Annotated in this window: 14 protein-coding genes; 8 read left to right on the top strand and 6 right to left on the bottom strand. The window is 43.4% G+C overall.

The features are described 5' to 3' along the window. Positions 1 to 223 precede the first annotated feature (223 nt). The 4 genes from garR to CHI14_RS01705 all read left to right on the top strand — a co-directional run bounded on the left by garR (position 224) and on the right by CHI14_RS01705 (position 5,581). Positions 224 to 1,132 (top strand): 2-hydroxy-3-oxopropionate reductase, encoded by a 909-nt coding sequence (gene garR / locus CHI14_RS01720; protein WP_095286704.1) that lies wholly within the window; start codon positions 224 to 226, stop codon positions 1,130 to 1,132. Then, positions 1,119 to 2,555, top strand: a complete 1,437-nt coding sequence (locus CHI14_RS01715) for a four-carbon acid sugar kinase family protein (RefSeq protein WP_095286703.1) — start codon at positions 1,119 to 1,121, stop codon at positions 2,553 to 2,555. Before garR ends, CHI14_RS01715 begins: the two co-directional genes overlap by 14 nt. A gap of 128 nt (positions 2,556 to 2,683) precedes the next feature. Next, entirely contained in the window at positions 2,684 to 4,003 is a 1,320-nt protein-coding gene (locus tag CHI14_RS01710) for a gluconate:H+ symporter (RefSeq protein WP_095286702.1), read from the top strand. Positions 4,004 to 4,219: 216 nt separating this feature from the next. Next, a complete protein-coding gene (locus tag CHI14_RS01705) occupies positions 4,220 to 5,581 on the top strand; it encodes a TolB family protein (protein WP_095286701.1) in 1,362 nt (453 codons plus the stop codon). A 62-nt stretch (positions 5,582 to 5,643) separates the two neighbouring features. Here the strand turns inward: CHI14_RS01705 and CHI14_RS01700 are convergent, their stop codons facing one another. Both CHI14_RS01700 and CHI14_RS01695 read right to left on the bottom strand, forming a co-directional pair. Further along, a complete protein-coding gene (locus CHI14_RS01700) occupies positions 5,644 to 5,880 on the bottom strand; it encodes a hypothetical protein (RefSeq protein WP_095286700.1) in 237 nt (78 codons plus the stop codon). Between the two features lie 110 nt (positions 5,881 to 5,990). Continuing rightward, on the bottom strand, positions 5,991 to 6,761 hold the full coding sequence (locus CHI14_RS01695; protein ID WP_095286699.1) for an alpha/beta hydrolase: 771 nt from the start codon (positions 6,759 to 6,761) through the stop codon (positions 5,991 to 5,993). 123 nt (positions 6,762 to 6,884) lie between these two features. On the opposite strand from CHI14_RS01695, the gene CHI14_RS01690 reads away from it, so the two are divergent. After that, complete coding sequence (locus CHI14_RS01690) at positions 6,885 to 7,502, top strand: TetR/AcrR family transcriptional regulator (RefSeq protein WP_095286698.1); 618 nt, start codon at positions 6,885 to 6,887, stop codon at positions 7,500 to 7,502. A gap of 446 nt (positions 7,503 to 7,948) precedes the next feature. Here CHI14_RS01690 and CHI14_RS01685 read toward each other — a convergent pair whose 3' ends face one another. Then, on the bottom strand, positions 7,949 to 9,175 hold the full coding sequence (locus CHI14_RS01685) for a multidrug effflux MFS transporter (RefSeq protein WP_095286697.1): 1,227 nt from the start codon (positions 9,173 to 9,175) through the stop codon (positions 7,949 to 7,951). Positions 9,176 to 10,080: 905 nt separating this feature from the next. Here CHI14_RS01685 and CHI14_RS01680 point away from each other — a divergent pair. The 3 genes from CHI14_RS01680 (at position 10,081) to CHI14_RS01670 (ending at position 13,573) form a co-directional block, all read left to right on the top strand. Further along, positions 10,081 to 11,685, top strand: coding sequence for a type 2 periplasmic-binding domain-containing protein (locus tag CHI14_RS01680; RefSeq protein WP_095286696.1), 1,605 nt, complete (start codon positions 10,081 to 10,083; stop codon positions 11,683 to 11,685). A gap of 92 nt (positions 11,686 to 11,777) precedes the next feature. After that, positions 11,778 to 12,668 (top strand): ABC transporter permease, encoded by an 891-nt coding sequence (locus CHI14_RS01675; protein ID WP_095286695.1) that lies wholly within the window; start codon positions 11,778 to 11,780, stop codon positions 12,666 to 12,668. Positions 12,669 to 12,682: 14 nt separating this feature from the next. Then, positions 12,683 to 13,573, top strand: a complete 891-nt coding sequence (locus CHI14_RS01670) for a carbohydrate ABC transporter permease (protein ID WP_095286694.1) — start codon at positions 12,683 to 12,685, stop codon at positions 13,571 to 13,573. Between the two features lie 40 nt (positions 13,574 to 13,613). Here the strand turns inward: CHI14_RS01670 and CHI14_RS01665 are convergent, their stop codons facing one another. From CHI14_RS01665 to CHI14_RS29670, 3 genes are all read right to left on the bottom strand, one after another. Continuing rightward, positions 13,614 to 15,311 (bottom strand): cache domain-containing sensor histidine kinase, encoded by a 1,698-nt coding sequence (locus CHI14_RS01665; protein WP_249280963.1) that lies wholly within the window; start codon positions 15,309 to 15,311, stop codon positions 13,614 to 13,616. Between the two features lie 62 nt (positions 15,312 to 15,373). Continuing rightward, positions 15,374 to 17,008 (bottom strand): helix-turn-helix domain-containing protein, encoded by a 1,635-nt coding sequence (locus CHI14_RS01660; RefSeq protein WP_095286692.1) that lies wholly within the window; start codon positions 17,006 to 17,008, stop codon positions 15,374 to 15,376. 413 nt (positions 17,009 to 17,421) lie between these two features. Beyond that, positions 17,422 to 18,022, bottom strand: a 601-nt coding sequence (locus CHI14_RS29670; protein WP_212676969.1) for a hypothetical protein, incomplete at its 5' end; no start/stop codon positions are given.

The raw sequence follows: 18,022 nt of genomic DNA, 5'->3' as shown, positions 1-18,022 counted from the left end.
GATAATTCATAAATTGTATACATTTTTCTGATTTAATGTATACAATTTTAAATTTTTAGTATACAATGAAAACGCAATCAACGATGTAAGCGGTTGCTGAATCAATCATTTTATTTTCAGTAACCCAAGTTCACTTCAACGTTGTTTGAATCTAATCTGTGTACAGAACTCAATTCATAGGCATATAAGCCTTTCTTAGAAAAGTTATTAGGAGGAAAACATCATGGCAAAAAAAGTTGGTTTTATTGGACTCGGAATCATGGGGAAACCGATGGCTCTAAATCTCAGAAAAAAAGGACACGAACTAACCGTCAATGATCTGAATCAGGAAGCGGTTCAAATATTGGTTGAATCCGGTGCAACTTCAGCTTCCTCACCTAGAGAAGTCGCTGAAAACTGTGAAATCATCATCACGATGCTCCCTGCATCTCAACATGTGCAAGCTGTTGTTTTGGGTGAACAAGGCATTTTATCCGGAGCCAAAGAAGGCTCGATTATTATCGATATGAGTTCCATTACTCCTGCTGTTTCCATTGCTCTTGCAGAAGAAGCTGCGAAAAAAGGCGTTGGCTTTCTGGATGCACCCGTTAGCGGCGGAGAACCTAAAGCCATTGATGGTACATTAGCCATTATGGTGGGCGGTAAAGAAAGCGTATTCGAACAAGCCAAGTCCGTATTGTTTGACATGGGAACGGCTGTCACCTTGGTTGGAGATAGCGGATGCGGAGTTACAGCGAAGCTCGCGAATCAAATTATCGTTAACTTGAATATTGCGGCGATGTCCGAAGCCCTTGTCCTGGCTGCCAAAGCGGGCATCGATATTGAGAAAATGTATCAGGCAATCCGAGGCGGATTAGCTGGCAGTGCTGTTCTGGATGCCAAAGTTCCGCTCATTCTGGACAGAAACTTTGCCCCAGGAGGCACGATTGCTATCAATATGAAAGATATTACAAATGTCATGGATACAGCTCACGAGATTGGAGTACCTCTTCCCCTTTCCAGTCACTTGTTAGAAATGTTCCATGCCCTAAAAGTTGACGGAAAATTAATGGACGATCACGGCGGGATCGTACAGTACTATGAAAAATTAGCAAATGTCGAAGTTAGGGGTCTTGGCCATGAAAACAAATAATCGGTCTGTTGAAGAAGTGTTCAGCAGCATCCCTTCTGTGGATACCAGCCTTGTCCATGAAATGATCGCTAAAGAGCTTCAACGCTTTAATCACAAAATTATCGTGTTGGATGATGATCCAACTGGTGTTCAAACGGTACATGGTGTATCGGTCTATACGGATTGGTCGTTGGAAAGCATCGACAGAGGTTTTAAGGAAGAGAATTCCATGTTCTTTGTTCTCACCAACTCACGTGGCTTTACAGCTGCGGAAACGAAAAAAGCACACCAGGACATTGCTGCAAATATCGTAGCAGCTGCCAAGAAAAACAACCGTGAGTTCACCATTATTAGTCGTGGAGATTCCACACTTAGAGGCCACTACCCGCTGGAAACGGAAGTACTGAAGGATACCGTTGAAGCCCAGTCAGATATCCGATTTGACGGTGAGATCATCCTTCCTTTCTTCAAAGAAGGCGGACGCTTCACGATCGATAATGTTCACTACGTGCAATATGATACGGAACTGGTTCCTGCTGGAGAAACCGAATTCGCCAAGGACCGCACCTTTGGTTACACCAAGTCCCATTTAGGTGAGTGGGCAGAGGAAAAATCGAATGGTCAGTATAAAGCCGAACACATGACTTACATTTCGCTTGAAAGTCTGCGTGCCATGAACATGGATCTGATTGAACAGCAGCTGTTGAACGTTGAGGATTTTAACAAAGTTATTGTGAATGCGGTTGACTATGCCGATGTACAGATCTTTACCATTGCTTTAATTCGAGCCATCAACAAAGGTAAACACTTTATGTTTAGAAGTGCTGCTGCCCTTACGAAGGTTATGGGAGGCGTCAGTGACAAAAGCCTGCTCACTCGTGAAGAGATGATGAGTGATCACACAAACCATGGCGGATTAGTCATCATCGGATCCCATGTTAAGAAAACAACGGAACAGTTTGAAGAACTGAAGAAATCCGGTGCAGTAGAATTTGTTGAATTTAATGTTCACCTTGTCCTGGAGCCCGATCAATTCGAGAACGAGCTTAACAGAGTTGTGGAGACTACCAACCAATTCATTCTTCAAGGTAAAAATGTGGCTGTCTACACCCGAAGAGAACGCTTGGACCTTGGAGCAGATAGAAAAGAAGAGGAATTAAAACTTTCCGTCAAAATTTCGGATGCTGTCACGAGTATTGTCAAACGTTTGGAAGTAAGACCATCGTATATCATTGCTAAAGGCGGGATTACCTCGAGCGATATTGGAACGAATGGTCTGGAAGTAAAACGAGCTACCGTTGCTGGACAGATTCGGCCAGGTATCCCGGTGTGGACAACAGGAAGTGAAAGTAAATTCCCGGGGATTTCCTATGTCATCTTCCCTGGTAACGTCGGTACCAAAACGGATTTGAGAGAAGTCGTTGAAATGTTGAGTGCAAAGTAATTCTAATTAGGTTTAGCATGGCCAGACTGTAAGGAGTAACACTGATGAATAAATAATACAAAATCAATCGTGCACTCCTTACATTCTGGTCTCCTTGATCAAGCCAATAAAGAAAAGAGGAAAAATATATGCCAATTATCTCTGTTACCATTGGGGTCATTTTACTGCTCATATTAATGATGGCTTTTAAGTTAAACGCTTTCATATCATTGATTATTGTATCCCTGGCCGTTGGCGTACTGGAAGGAATGACACCGATTCAAGCTGTCGAATCCATCGAATCCGGTCTAGGCGGAACGTTAGGACATTTAACGATGATTATTATTTTCGGAGGGATCCTCGGGAAACTAATGACCGATTCCGGTGGTGCGCAGCGTATTGCCACAACCATGATAGGTGCCTTCGGTCAAAAACGGACTCAGCTAGCGGCAGTTATTACAGCAGCTATTGTTGGAATCGCTTTATTCTTCGAAACAGGGGTGGTGGTATTAATTCCATTGGTATTTACCATTGCGAGAGCTGCACGTGTGCCAGTTCTGTATCTGGGAATGCCCGTTATTGCAGCCCTTATCACCATGCACGGATTCGTCCCTCCGCATCCTGGACCAACAGCGGTTGCTAACGTTTTTGGAGCCAATATCGGATTAACGATGATTCTAGGTATGATTATTGCGATCCCTGCCTTTATCCTTGCGGGCCCTGTTTACACCAAGCTGTTCAAAAAAGAAGCATTACAGATCGATATCCCTAAAGGTCTATTTAATCCGAAGGAATTCAAAGAAGAAGAACTTCCTAAATTCGGAATCAGTCTTTTTACAGCTCTTCTACCGGTTATTTTGATCGCGCTTCAAACCGTTGTTGAGATTTTCGCTCCAGAATCAGCAATTTCGCCAGTAACGGACTTTATCGGTAATGCGAACGTGGCTCTACTAATTTCAGTTATTGTGGCGATCTTTACTTTCGGGTTAAATCTGGGCAAAAAAATGCCTGAGATTATGACCTCACTGAGCGAATCTGTAAGCGGAATCGGAATGATCCTTCTAATCATCGCTGGTGGTGGTGCGTTTAAGCAAGTTTTGATCGACAGTCATATTGACCAATATATTTCTGATCTTATGTCAGGCTCGACCCTCTCTCCACTCCTTTTAACCTGGCTAATCGCAGCAATCTTAAGAATTGCCGTCGGTTCTGCAACCGTAGCCGGTATGACAGCAGCCGGTATAGCCGCACCTCTGGTTGCTGCAACGGGCGTAAGTCCAGAATTGATGGTTCTCGCAGCGGGTGCCGGTAGCGTAACCTTCTCTCATGTCAATGATGCAGGATTCTGGATCTACAAGGAGTACTTCAATCTTAGTATCGGTAAAACGATAAAAACCTGGTCGGTCATGGTAACGATAATCTCACTTGTGGGACTTGCTGGTGTTCTGATATTGGATATGTTCATTTAAATCATAGATAGGTAACCAAGTAATAAAGGCACGTTCTTATCAGAACGATGCCTTTATTTTTTGATCCAACATTGAAACAGTCATTGATATGCCATGTGCCTGATATCTGTATTTATGTCCTCAAGCTTTATAACACAAGCTCTGATAATAAATAATTCGCCCATTTTCCATTCTTGAATATATTGTAGGAATTCGAATGGAAGGACGGATTGGCATATGAATCGTACTGATCGTGAAGCAATCCTTTTTAATTCTAATGTTGGGGGTGGTTCGTACGACATTTGGCTTTATCACGCTTTAACAGGTCGGACCATGAAGCTAACCCAGAACCTTGGTGAAGAATTCTCAATTCCATATTGGTCTCCAGATCTTCAGCACATCGCCTTTATCGGTAAGAATAATACTGTGATGGTATTGAATCTTAACAGTAGAACATGGGCACAGATTGATCAAATTGAACCTTATACTTTACTGAGCTGGTCACCGGATAGTCATTACTTGACTTATGTAAAGGACCATCGGATTGTGATCTACAATATCTACACCCATACCAGCGGCTCGATCGTTCAATATGGAGTCACCGATGTTCAATGGTTTCCCTCTGGGGAAGCTTTCCTGTTTGCAGCGCCGGATGAAGCAGGCATCACTCAATTATATAAGATCAACCGGGATGGCATGAACAAACAGCAATTAACACATAATACGGAGGGTCCACTCCACAATGTCAGAATATCTCCTAATGGAGAGTTTGCTCTATATACATCCCCAGGGGCCAGCATTTCCTTAATCACTACCGTGAATTTATCAACAGGAGTGAGCTACCAACTCCAAGGTGGACCTCAGGCCAAGAACTATTTTCCAGAATGGTCCCCAGATTCTACGACAGTCGCATACAGTGCTACAGATATTGTGAATAATCAATACGTTTCACTCATCCAGACTGACAGCCGAGTTGGCGGACTGCAAAAAACATGGGCCGTCTCCACCTGTTTCTCCACCCCGCTCAGTTGGTCTCCGGACGGGAAACGACTTGCATACTTATCTGGATGCAGCAATCAAGAACAAGCAGACGAAATTTGGGTTATTCATTTAGATCACCCTAATCATCCGACCAAAATTGTTCAAGCCAAATGGATTACATCTCTAGCCTGGTCACCACAATTCCATGAACATGATTCCTATAAATTATATCTAAACGAGGTATACAAGGTATCCTTCTATTATCCGCGAAACTGGCACAAAGTGACCGAAGAACGATTTGAAGGATCGAACGGATTTTTTCAGATATCGGCGATATCTTCCGAAGAGGAACTTCACGCAATATGCAGAGCGGAAGCCTTCCATGTCCTGCAACCCTATGGAACCAATCCTCGAATCTTCCCTGCTTTGGTTCAAGCACAGGAAGCCTGTTTCATATTCCCTTCAGAAGACCAACCCGTAGAAATGAGAAATCAGGCGGCACTTATTGTCAAATACCCTACTCCTATTGTGATTCAAGGAAATACGTATTCCTATTTCATCTTGTGGGCCGATCAGGATCACTTAATCTCACTGGTAAAGACTTTGACTTTCATTTAATCGAAAAACAGAAAAGCCGCCTTAAAATAGGCGGCTGTTAACTGTGAAGGATGTGATAAGAACTACCTTGTATACCTTTCAATATCGTTTATCTCGGAATGCGACTCTCTTCTATAATGATCTTCGTACTGACGAACATCATTCTTTAACTTTACTACGAATCCCCATCCCATTAAGGCAAGTAAAAGTACAGTAATCAAGGCATAAGCAAAACTGAATAAATTCATGAAAAAATTAATAAAAATTGCGCTCAGCATAATTCCCAAAATCCATAATACCCATTTTGTGCTCTTTTTCAACCCTTTTCCTCCTTGAAGTGATTCCTTATTTTCCCTTCTATGTATCATAGTACATACGAAGGTAATTATAAATAGTTTCCATTCAAGGATTTGAAGATTCATAACTTATATTAGCGATTTATCAGGTTAAACCATCCTTCGAGTCCAGCTACTACTTCCTCCAATTGCTGTTCCTCAGTGATTGCTGGTGCATGATCTCCTTTTTGTTCCCCATACGAACCAAACTGTCCATGATTACCGCCTTTGATGCTTACATAAGTCGTGTTTTCCGGAAGATTTATTTTGGATTCTTCCCATCGTTCGAAATTCAGCACTCCATCATCTGTACCAGTGATCTGTAAGGCGGTCAAGTCCGTGCCCTTCAAGCTACCACTCTCATCGGCGTAGGATGCTAAGTAAAAGACACCTTCCAGCGTGTCTGTGTGCTGCGCAGCATACCGTGATGCAAAGACGCCTCCCAGCGAATGGCCACCAATTACAAAGGCTTCATCAGGATGTTCCTCAATAAAAGAATCCGCCTTGTTTTCCCCAAACATGGCTAAATTTAAAGGCATATCGGCAATATAGACTCTATGTCCTTCTTCTGCTAATTTTCTGGCAAACGGAGCATAACTGGCTGGTTCCACTAGACCTCCCGGATAAAAAATGATGTTGGGTTCCACGATCTCGGTACCCACCGGTTCAAACCGATAGCCATTTTTGATCTTATTGATGCTAACCTGACTATCCGGGTTAAGGGCCGTTTCGGCTCTTTCCGACGGACTATACGTGACGGATTGGAGATAAACGAAAAGTCCAACCACAACTATAATTACGGATAGACTAGACCAAATGAGTACCTTTTTCCACTTGTTACTGCGCTTTGCTGTCTTCAACTTCATTCCACCTTTATTCATTGCTCGTTTTAGTTTCATATAAATTATACTTACCGGTAAATATAATTACAAGTTGATTTTGCTTATGAACAAGGTTTGTCATAAAATATTCATGGAGGAGAGTGTGCAATGCCAGATAAATCACCCAAACGTTTACCCGGAAGACCCAAGCAAGCGGACACCCAAATTTCCGTACAGCAAACGATCATTTTAACTGCTTCCGAATTGTTCAAGGAATACGGCTACGAAACTGTCACGCTCCAACAAATTGGAAAACGATGCAATGTGTCCAAGCCGACCATATATTATCACTTTGCTAGCAAGCCTGAACTTTTCAAGGTTGCCATGATAACCATGTTCCAGAATGTACGCCGAGTAACTTCAGACTTTCTTGAACATGCTGAACATCTGGAAGATGGACTTATAAGGTTGGCTGAAGCCAGGTTGGCGAACCCGCATGCAGAAGTTGAAACAATGATTAGAGAAGCTGAGCCTTTTCTTGAAAAAAATCAAATTCAGGAAATTAGAGAAGCCGAGGCTCGCATTCATGAGGTATTGGCGACCCATTTCCAATTGGCCATGGACCAGCAAACTCTCCGCGAAGAGGATCCCATGTTCTTAGCTGAGACTTTTTCGACCCTGATGTTAATGGGGAACCGGGAGAACACCCCGCAAAAGTATGAATCTAATCTTGCACTGGGCCAAAGGTTAGTAGGTATCTTTCTGAGCGGTGCGAAATCAACTTAGATTACTGTTTACTGTTTATCCAGTGTAAATATGTTTATTTGATTTTCTGGAGGAACTATTGCAGATCAGTCCTTGAACTGCAATATTAGATTGTTATCCGCAGTCGAGCTTAGTGCTTGGCTGCGGTTTTACATACTGTGTTGAAGTAAAAGCCACGATACACCTCAAATGCAGAGTGTCCCGAATGTATTCCTTGAGGCAAGCCACTATAGATATTTCTTACATACCTCCCACTTACAGCAGACTGGTCCGTACGCTTTTTATTCATATGAGATTTGTCCAGTCTGATTCGAAACGACACTCCATCCCGCCTATCGCTCGATACCTGAATTACATATAGAAGGTTGCCCTGTGAACAGCAAAATAAAATTTCATTCCAAGAAACAAAAAAGCCGCTAAATGGTATTAGCGACTTTTCGAAGTACAATGTTTTAGGACTCGTATAACTACATGTTGAGATCGGACTGAACCTCTTGAGTATGATCAGTTACCTTTCTAACGAGTACGAAGTAAGTGATAATCGCAACAATACTCGTCCCTAACAAAGTAAGGCCCAATGGAACAGCCGTGTCTTCACCGGCAATCCCCACCAACGGAGCGACCAGCGCGCCAAGCAAGAAGGGAACAACCCCAAGTAATGCTGCGGCACTTCCGGCACTTTTGGCTTGACTCTCCATGGCAAGTGGAAATGCTGCTGTTGACGTAATCCCGATAGAGCATACAAAGAAGAACAGCGGTATAACCAGAGCAAACAGCGGGCCATGAGCCAGAGTCACCAGCAAGGCAGCAATACTTGCCACTAGCGCAAGCCATAGTCCCGATAATAGAAGTGTCTGCTCAGAGATTCGCTGTGCCAAGCGGCCTACAAGCTGAGAGCCGATGATCAGGCTGATTCCGTTTGAAGCAAATAATATAGCAAAAACTGTCGGCGTGACTCCATATATATTTTGATAGATAAAAGGTGTGCCTGCTACATATGCAAAAACCCCAGCCGTCATAATTCCCTGTGCCAGCATGTAACCTACGAACTTCCGGTCACGTAGGAGCTGACCATAGTTACGCAACTGAAGTTTGAAGTTAGGAGCAACGCGTCGTTCCGGCGGGTTTGTCTCTTTCAGCCGCCATTTGGTCATTGCCCATAAGAAAACTCCCAGAACGGAGAGTGAGATGAACACACCAATCCATGTCGTAAATGAAAGAACGCCACTGCCCGCGATCGGTGCTGCCAAAGGCCCCAAATTTCCTACGAGCAGTAATAAGGAGAAGAACTTGGTAAGCTCATGTCCACTGTATAGGTCGCGAGCTATCGCGCGAGAAATAACGATCCCTGCTGAAGCCGAGAAGCCTTGAGTGAAGCGAAACAAAATCAACAGACCAATATTTGGAGCGTAGGCGCACGCCAATGAACAAATGATATAGGCGGCCATGGAGATCATTAACGGTGTACGTCTTCCATAAGCATCGCTCAGTGGTCCCATGAGCAGTTGTCCCGCACCCAGCCCTAGTAAGCAAGCAGTAAGACTGAACTGAACGAGTGAAGCGTTCGTGTTGAACGTTGCTGCAATCTCAGGGAATGCTGGTAAATACATGTCGATCGTGAATGGGCCCAAGGTTGAAAATAAACCCAATAATAAGGCCAAGCCTGCAACATTCCATTTGTTGCTTTTAATCATTGATCCATACCTCTCTCTAAAAATTACTTTAAACCTTTAGACAGTATAGCTCTTAGAGTTAACTTTAGGTCAAGCTATATTTAAGCATTCTTGATACAAGTGTTGTACGAACTGTTATTAGTTAGCCACGCTCCGTTCATTAAACTAGGTAAAATAAAACCGTTAATCATTTTAGATTAACGGTTTTTGATTATTTACTATTCGTTTGACATTAACGGTCACGCACTAAATAGTAGAACGATTGCAACCTAAAAAAAGCCGCCCAAATACTCGGCAGCTTTGTTGATTTTGTTTCAATATAACGTTGGGACCGGGGAACAATTATAGGAAGCAATCTCACGCAATCCAATTGAGTATTGATTCCATCTCCCGCCAAAAAATCTATAGCCATAGGCTCTGAATTCACCGACCGCTGTCAAGAAAAACCAAAAGTTGTCTCCATTCCTAAGCCACATATACGTGAAACGATTAATGCAATTTTGAAGTCCCAAGGGGTTAACAGGATAGGGAAACATGGATTGTGGATATGCCATATTTTCAGATTCACTCCTTATAGGTAATTGACCTAACACCACTTTATGCCCAGTATTACGGTTTGGGTTGGGTGTAAGCCCGGGAGATCAGCCGATTTACAACATTGAAGTTGCCCTTGATTTTAACTTATATGAATCGCGCACTCCTTCTACTTCTTTATTGAAAAAACAAAAACCCAATTCCTGAGTAAAAAAAGGTTTAGTCGAAAGTAAAATATGTGCATGTTCTCCTCTTCTCCATTCTCCTCTCAGCGTCAAAAGTAAAAAACGAACGTGTTCTCGTCAATAACTTTGATATCGCGTTATCTCTTTCTAGATTACAATATTTTCAAGAATAGATTTGCTGAATATTGCTAATAAGGGGGAAAAGAAATGAACAAGAAAAGCAAATTGGTCATGTTGTCTTTATGCATCTCATCCTTATTACTGGCCGCGTGCACCAGTGACGGCAGCTCCGGGAAAAGTCCAACGAATACAGATTCTGGGACCAACGAGCCTGGAACGGTGACCATTCACACGGTAACCTCTGAATACACTTCGGCCAAATATCCCAAAGGTGACGATATCACCAACAATGTGTGGATCAGGAGATACAAAGAGAAACTTAATATTGATGTAAAAACAGACTGGGTTAGTGATGAATACGATACCAAACTGAATCTGGCCATATCATCGAACGATCTTCCTGACGTCTTTCGGGTGAACCCTTCACAATTACGGCAATTAGTCGAAGCAGATATGGTCATGGATCTTACAGATGCATTTGATCAGCACGCCTCCGACCGCCTCAAAGGATATATGAAAGCGGATGCAGACAGTTTTGAATCGGGGAAAAAAGACGGCCAGTTGTACGGGATACCTCAAATGCACTGGGGTTTGATTGAACAACCGGATTTCGTCTGGATCAGGAACGATTGGAAGGAAGAACTGGGCCTCGAAGATCCAAAGTCGGTGGAAGATATCAAGAATATCGCACTGAAATTTATGGAAAAGCACGGTGGTTATGGCATGGCAGTAGATCAATCGCTGGATTATCTGAATTTGCTCGCCATCGCATGGAATGCTCATCCGGATATTTGGATCGAGAATAGCAGCGGAGAGCTCGTATATGGTTCAATTCAACCGGAGATGAAAGCAGCACTGGCTGAATGGGCCGAATGGTATAAGCTTGGCATCATTGATCCGGAATTCGCGATCAAAGACTTTAATGCCATGAATGCCGATATTGTCGCCGGCAAAGTGGGCATGCAGCCTTACTATCAATGGTGGGGTTATAACCCTGGAGTTGATACGGTAGCCAATTTGGGCAAGGACGCCATCTTCTATCCGTATATCATCCCCACAATCGACGGTAAGGAAGCAAAACAATCGATCTCTTTCGCGAACGGCAACTATATTGTCATGAAAAAGGGGTTTGAACATGCTGAAGAAGTCATTAAAATCCTGAACGACTATGCTTATATCGTTGATGAAGGTCAGGGTAAGGAATCGAAAGAAACGTTATCTGCCTTACTGGACAACGATATCGCTCACGTGGTTGGAGCTTTCCGTGTACTTAATCCGAACTCCGACTATGAGCAGTTTGAGGCGGTATCCGCAGCACTTCAGTCCAAGGACACCAGCGGGCTCACCACTTCAGGAATGTGGCAAAAATATAACAACAGTATTGAATTCATGGAAAATGCAACGCCAGGAGCAGTCGGTGACTATTTGCAGCAAGGGGCTCCCAAGAATGCTTATGGTCTTGCGAAAAAAGTGCTCGATAGCGGGAACTATGTCAAGACAGGACTTTGGGGAGTAACTCCAGAAGCGCTGGCGAGCTACGGCACAACTCTGGATGATATCCTGACCGAAGGATTCACCAAGATCATTATGGGTACGGAAAGTATCGATCATTTCGATGTGATTGTTCAGAACTGGAGAGCTGCCGGTGGGGATGAAGCGACCCGCGCAGTCAATGAAGCATACGGAAAATAAATAGGTTTTGTAGCGGGGATGAGGAATTTTACTTCTCTCCCCTTTTATTTTGCTGGAGATTCAATCTTATTACCGTGAACGGAGGAAAATGAATGCTGAGAAAATTAAAGCAGCAGAGTCCCTACCATTTAATGCTGATACCTAGCTTAATTTTGGTTTTCATCTTCAGTTACATCCCATTCTACGGACTCGTTATTGCCTTTCAGAAATACAATCCGGGGCTGGGATTCAGTTCTCCATGGGTAGGATGGGACAATTTCTCGCACGTGTTTAATCAGCCCAATTTTGTTAGGACGATCTGGAACACGCTGTATATGTCTGTCTTCAAGATCATTGGCGGCATTATTGTACCTGTTATCTTCGCCTTACTGCTTAACGAGGTCGTAAGAAGCGCAGTCAAACGCACGTTCCAAACCCTTGTTTATATCCCCAACTTCCTCTCTTGGGTCATCATGGCTGGAATTATGCTCGATATTCTTAGCGCCGACGGCATCGTTAATACGTTTTTAGGGGTATTCGGGATTGAGAAAATCTCATTTCTAGGTACACCATCCATTTTTCCGTGGACCATGATTATAAGTGATATCTGGAAGGGCTTTGGCTTTGGTACCGTTGTTTATCTGGCAGCCCTAACGAGTATTGATCCCGGGCTATATGAAGCCGCAGTGATTGATGGAGCCAAACGGTGGAAGCAGACCATATATATTACTTTGCCGCTTCTTATGCCAACCATTGTGCTGATGACCGTATTATCGCTTGGAAATGTACTTAATGCCGGTTTTGATCAAATTTATAACCTGTACTCCCCTGTCGTCTATCAAACAGGCGATATTATTGATACCTATGTGTATCGATTAGGGATTCAACAGGCGCAATATTCCATCGGTACCGCTGTCGGATTATTCAAATCCATCATTTCCACTATACTGATGGCCCTATCTTATTTCCTGGCGTATAGGGTAGCAGGCTATCGCATCTTCTAAGGAGGACAATCACTATGATTAACGATAATAGTATAGGTAGACGTTTGTTCCATATCATAAACTACACCATATTGATGATCATCTCTCTACTATGCATTCTGCCATTTATCAACCTGCTAGCCGTTTCATTTAGCAGCAGTGCGGCAGTGTCTGCAGGCAGTGTTACATTCTGGCCCGTAGAATTTACGACAAAAGCGTATGAATTTGCATTATCCGGCGGAGCATTCTATTCTTCCCTATGGGTAGCCGTCAAACGTACCCTGCTTGGAACCCTCGTTAATCTTGTCCTCATTGTGCTTACAGCGTATCCGCTCGCGAAAACCAAGCAAAAATTGATGGGACGTAATGTATATATGGGGTTTTTCATCGTGACCATGCTATTTAACGGAGGGTTAATCCCTACCTATCTCGTGGTGGTCAAAATGGGACTGATTGATTCCATCTGGTCACTGATATTACCCGGCGCTCTGCCCGTTTTCAGTATGGTCATTCTCATGAACTTCATCAGGGGGTTGCCAGAAGAGATTGAAGAATCTGCGATTATCGATGGTGCAGGTCCTTTACAAGTTCTTGTCCGTATTTTACTCCCCCTTCTTAAACCTGCTCTAGCAACTGTCGGGTTGTTTAGTATCGTTGCCCATTGGAATTCCTGGTTCGACGGAATTATCTATATGAACAATCCGGCCAATTATCCGTTACAGAGCTATCTGCAGACGCTCCTGCAGAGCTTTGAACAAATCTTGCTGAAATCAGGTTCCGATTACACTCAGCTGCTCTCCATGATGAACGCCAGAACCGGGCGTGCAGCCCAGATGTTTTTGGGTGCCATTCCGATCTTGCTCGTTTATCCGTTTCTGCAGAAGTATTTTACGAAAGGTTTGGTACTAGGTAGTGTTAAAGGGTAACGTAAGAGGCTTGCAGGATCACCTGCAAGCCTCTATTTTTTTACTCAGGTACACTCGCAATTGCAGGCAGCAGGATGGAAAAAATCGTACCTTCTCCCACCTTACTCTCTACCCGTACTCCGTAGGGTTTGCCAAAATGCAGTTGAATGCGCCGCTGCACATTGTGAAGACCGATTCCATTGGAACCATTGCCCGCATCAACCCTTCCTTCCATAAAACTCCGAATGGCATGATGTTCCATACCGACACCATTATCGCAGACTTCTATTGAAATATTATCGCCCTGCGGCTGAATTCGAATCGTAATTACGCCGTCTTCTTCGATTTCGGCCAGACCGTGAAAGATGGCATTTTCAATAATGGGCTGTAGGATCATCTTGGGCATAAGATAATTCAGCAAGTCATCTTCAATCTCATATCTCATCTGAATAGACCCGTAATATCTGACGTTCTGTATGGTTGCGTAATTCATGATATTATCCACTTCCTCACGAATGGTTACCAGGGTTCCATCCGATTTGGTCGCATAACGAAGCATCGAAATGAGCGCATCTGTCATTTCCACGATTTTGTCTGCTTGCTGCATGGATGCAATCCATTTTACGGATCCAAGTGTATTGTACAGAAAATGAGGGTTGATCTGGTCATGAAGTGCTCGCATCTCGGCTGCGGCTTTCTCTATTTCTTCTTTTTGCATTCGCTCAACCATACGCTTCAGTTCATGCGACATCTTATTGAAGCGAACGGACAAATGTCCGATCTCATCTCGAGAGCGAACCTCTTCCACCTGTTCAAACTGCCCTTTTTCAACCAGCGCGATATTACGCAAAAGTTTCTTGATGGGACGCGTGATCACATGCGAGAGAAAGATCGAAATAATGGCAGCAAACAGGGACATGACGATAGCCAGCATGATGAGATTACGACCCAATATTTTTCCATCCGCAGTCAGCTCATCCAAAGGCATATATAAATAAGTGGTCCACTTTTGCTGACTTAGCGGGCTGGTTACGACAATATTCAATGATTCTACTGGACGAACGTTATCACGGAACAAGGTCCCAATCAGCTGATCATTTACGTTGTATACAATTTTGTCATCCTCATCGACAATCATAAATCTGGAGCGAAGCCCTTCCTGCAGGTTGCGATTAACGATCTCTATAAATCTGATATCGATGCTGACGACGATCACTCCGAGCAGTTTTCCATTGGTCACATCATGAATCTTGCGTGCGTGTGATACGGCCAGAATTTTATTTTCCAATTGCTTATCAATCCTGGTGGTCAACGTAATCGTTCGATCATTGGAATGCATAAACTTTTTAAACCATAATTCGTTCGCCATCTTGAAGTTGGGGTCTATGGGCTGGTGTGGACTAACGAACAGATCCTGTCCTCCGTTCAAGTTATAGAGGTAAATGGAAAATACACGGTCCTTCATCATGATGTAATTCATTAGAAGATTATAGGCCGCAATCTCATTCTGCTCCTTACCATCCCGCAGGAAATCCTGTATCGGAAAGCTTCCATCATGTGTCGCAGACAAACTGTCGTTAAGACCATTGCTGGCCAGCAGCGAGATTTTCTCGATTTCTTTGAGAAACTCGTCAATACGAATATTGGTCTGCTTGGCCAGATCGCTCAGCAGCTTGGTATAATTCTGTGCCAACAAGCGTTCAGAAGAGTAATATGAATTGATGGTCATCACGAATACCGGAAGGATTATCACTGTCATACAAATCACCAAAATTTTGTACTTGATACGGAAGAGCCCTGGACGCTTCATATGCTGCACCTCTATTCACGGGATAACCTGGACTCCAGCTCTAGCTCACGGTATTCCTCTGGAGTTACACCTACTGACTTTTTGAAAATCTTACTGAAATACGTGTAATTGTGGTACCCCACTGCATCTGCGATCTCATATACTTTTAATTCGCGGCTTAATAGATAAGTCTTGGCATGTTCGATTCGAACCCGTGTCAAGTAGGAGATAAAGTTCTCTCCTTTTTCCTGCTTAAACATTCTGCTAAGATACGACGGATTCACATTAATCTGACCAGCGACGCTTTGCAATGAAATGTCCTCGGCATAATACTTGTCAATGATTTGAATGGCCAGATCTGCATACGTAAGCTCCTGCACGATTTGGGAATCGGCTTGGAAGCAATTTGCGATATGCGTCAGCATTTCCTGATGAATGTCCTCCCAATACTCTCCTCTTAGAACTCTTTCATAGGGCGACTCTTCCTTTAAGTACGGCTTGCTGCCTCGTGTATCGCGTGTCATATGAGAGTGGAGCATTTCCATTATCGTGATATATTGCTTACGAATACTGTGCTCATCCGCCCGCTTTGCTTCCAGATCCGATCTCACCATTTCAAGAAACTTCTCTGCCTCTTTGACGTCCTTGCTAACCCACAACTTATGAATGTCTTTTTGTTGCTGCGGACTCAGCATCCCATTTATTTCGTATCGTGCCGGAGCTTGAGCCATATTCTCGTAAAACAAAACCTGGTTGCTACCTGTGAAAAAACTCTCCCTTAGCGCGGACTCTGCCTCTTGACATGCCTTCCTAAGAAAGCGAAATCCGGAAACCGTTGTACTTACACCAGCCGTTAGCGATAGATTCATGAAATCCTTGATCGAGGATAGAAGCTTGTTGCACAGTTTATTAATGTCGTCCTGGTTGGATCCACTGCCAGAAGGGAGATTGACGATAACCCAATATTCGGATGAACTTTCAACTAAAATCTCCTTGTTCCACTTGGATGGAATGATCTCCTCCATAATATTCACGATCGAAAAGCGGAGCAGCTTCTCTCCTTTCTCAATATATTTCCTCTTCACTTGCTCGTAATAGTTCACGACAAACTTGATCACCACAAGCCTGTCAGACCGTATGCGAAAATGCAGCTCTTCGGCTTTGGTAATCATATCTTTTTCACTTATGAATCCGCTTACAATATCCTGGAAGAAACTATCCTTGAGATGTCTTAAACTCTTCGAATAATCATGCTGCACCAATGGTACATTGGTCAGACTGTTCTGTTCGCTTTGCAGTTTCTGCCTGATCTTCGTAAGCAGTTCGATCAGGGATGTTTCTGTAATTTCACTTTTGATCAAGTAGTCTACAGCACCCAGCTTTAATGCTTCCTTCACATAATGGAGTTCATCAAAATTACTCAGAATGACATACTTGCAATTTTTCAGTACTACAGATGCTTCTTTTATGAGCTTAAGACCATCCATAATGGGCATTTTGATATCCGTAATGATCAGATCGGGAGAAGCTTCGAGTGCAAGCTCCAAGCCTTCCTTACCGTTTCCTGCTTCACCGACAACACAAAAGTCAAATTCCTCCCAGTTCAGCATGGAACGAATTCCAACGCGCATTAACAATTCGTCGTCCACAATCATTAGTTTGTACATGAGAACCCCCAGTTTACGTTATTTCGTGATGAACCCTATTTCATTGATTTTGCTGAAAAATGTAAAAGCCCTGGAGCTTTTTAGCTATTTTACCATTGCAAAGTGAACGAGCCTATCTCCTTCAGAACTAAAATTGTGGTTCATATGTAAAACCAGGGCTGATCTACTCTCCAAACCAAATTGGACCAATAAACTTTATGTAAATTGGCTCTGTTGAAGCCCGTACTTGCGAAGATTGAATCCTTGGAAAATACTTTGTAAAGGCCCCCGGAAACAAGACAATGGAGCACCTGCCGACTGACAAGCTGCTCCATTACGGCTTTCTTTTCTTATCAAATGAAATGATTTCAATACGCTTGAAACAAGCTATTCGTCGATTCATCCACAAAGTAACAAAGCCGGTTGGATATCGGCTATACTAATCCGGCGACCCATGGGGATAAGAGCAAACTGACATCACTGGTATTAATAAGATCACCAACCGCAAAACCTGTAAGATTTTGAACTCTGAAATTGATTGGAATAGCATCATCTACAGTCCCCGTTCCTGTAGTACGGCCACCTATGGATGAACCGTTAATTTGGTTATACACAGCTAAGTAATAGACTATATTACCTGAAAGAGTAACTGGTGCTGTTAATGGCAATATGAACAGGCCTGGTGTTATGGTTGTAGCTACCGTAGTGACACCAATGACACTTGTTGTTGTTCCAGTGACTGGCTCCAACACGGCCATCTGAAAGGTACCTGTATTTGTACCCATTTGTGTAACAAATGCTGCAAGCCTGCTGATCGTAGAGTCTTGACCATCAAAAGCAAGTGCCCCAATGGCCTGATTATTTCCGCTCCCAGCATTAAATGGGATTAACGTATCGATGTCTCCTATTTTAAGAGTTTCAATAAACGGCGAATCGATGCCGGCAATTCCAGTGGCCCCTGTCACACCGGTTACTCCCGTTGAACCTGTGGCACCGGTCGCTCCAGTGACTCCTGTCGCACCCGCTGTACCCACG

It is taken from the genome of Paenibacillus sp. 7516, from assembly GCF_002272715.1.
GTDB classification, from domain to species: Bacteria; Bacillota; Bacilli; order Paenibacillales; family Paenibacillaceae; genus Paenibacillus; species Paenibacillus illinoisensis_A.
Note: the sequence above shows the minus strand (reverse complement) of the source record. Positions and strands in the feature narration are given on the sequence as shown.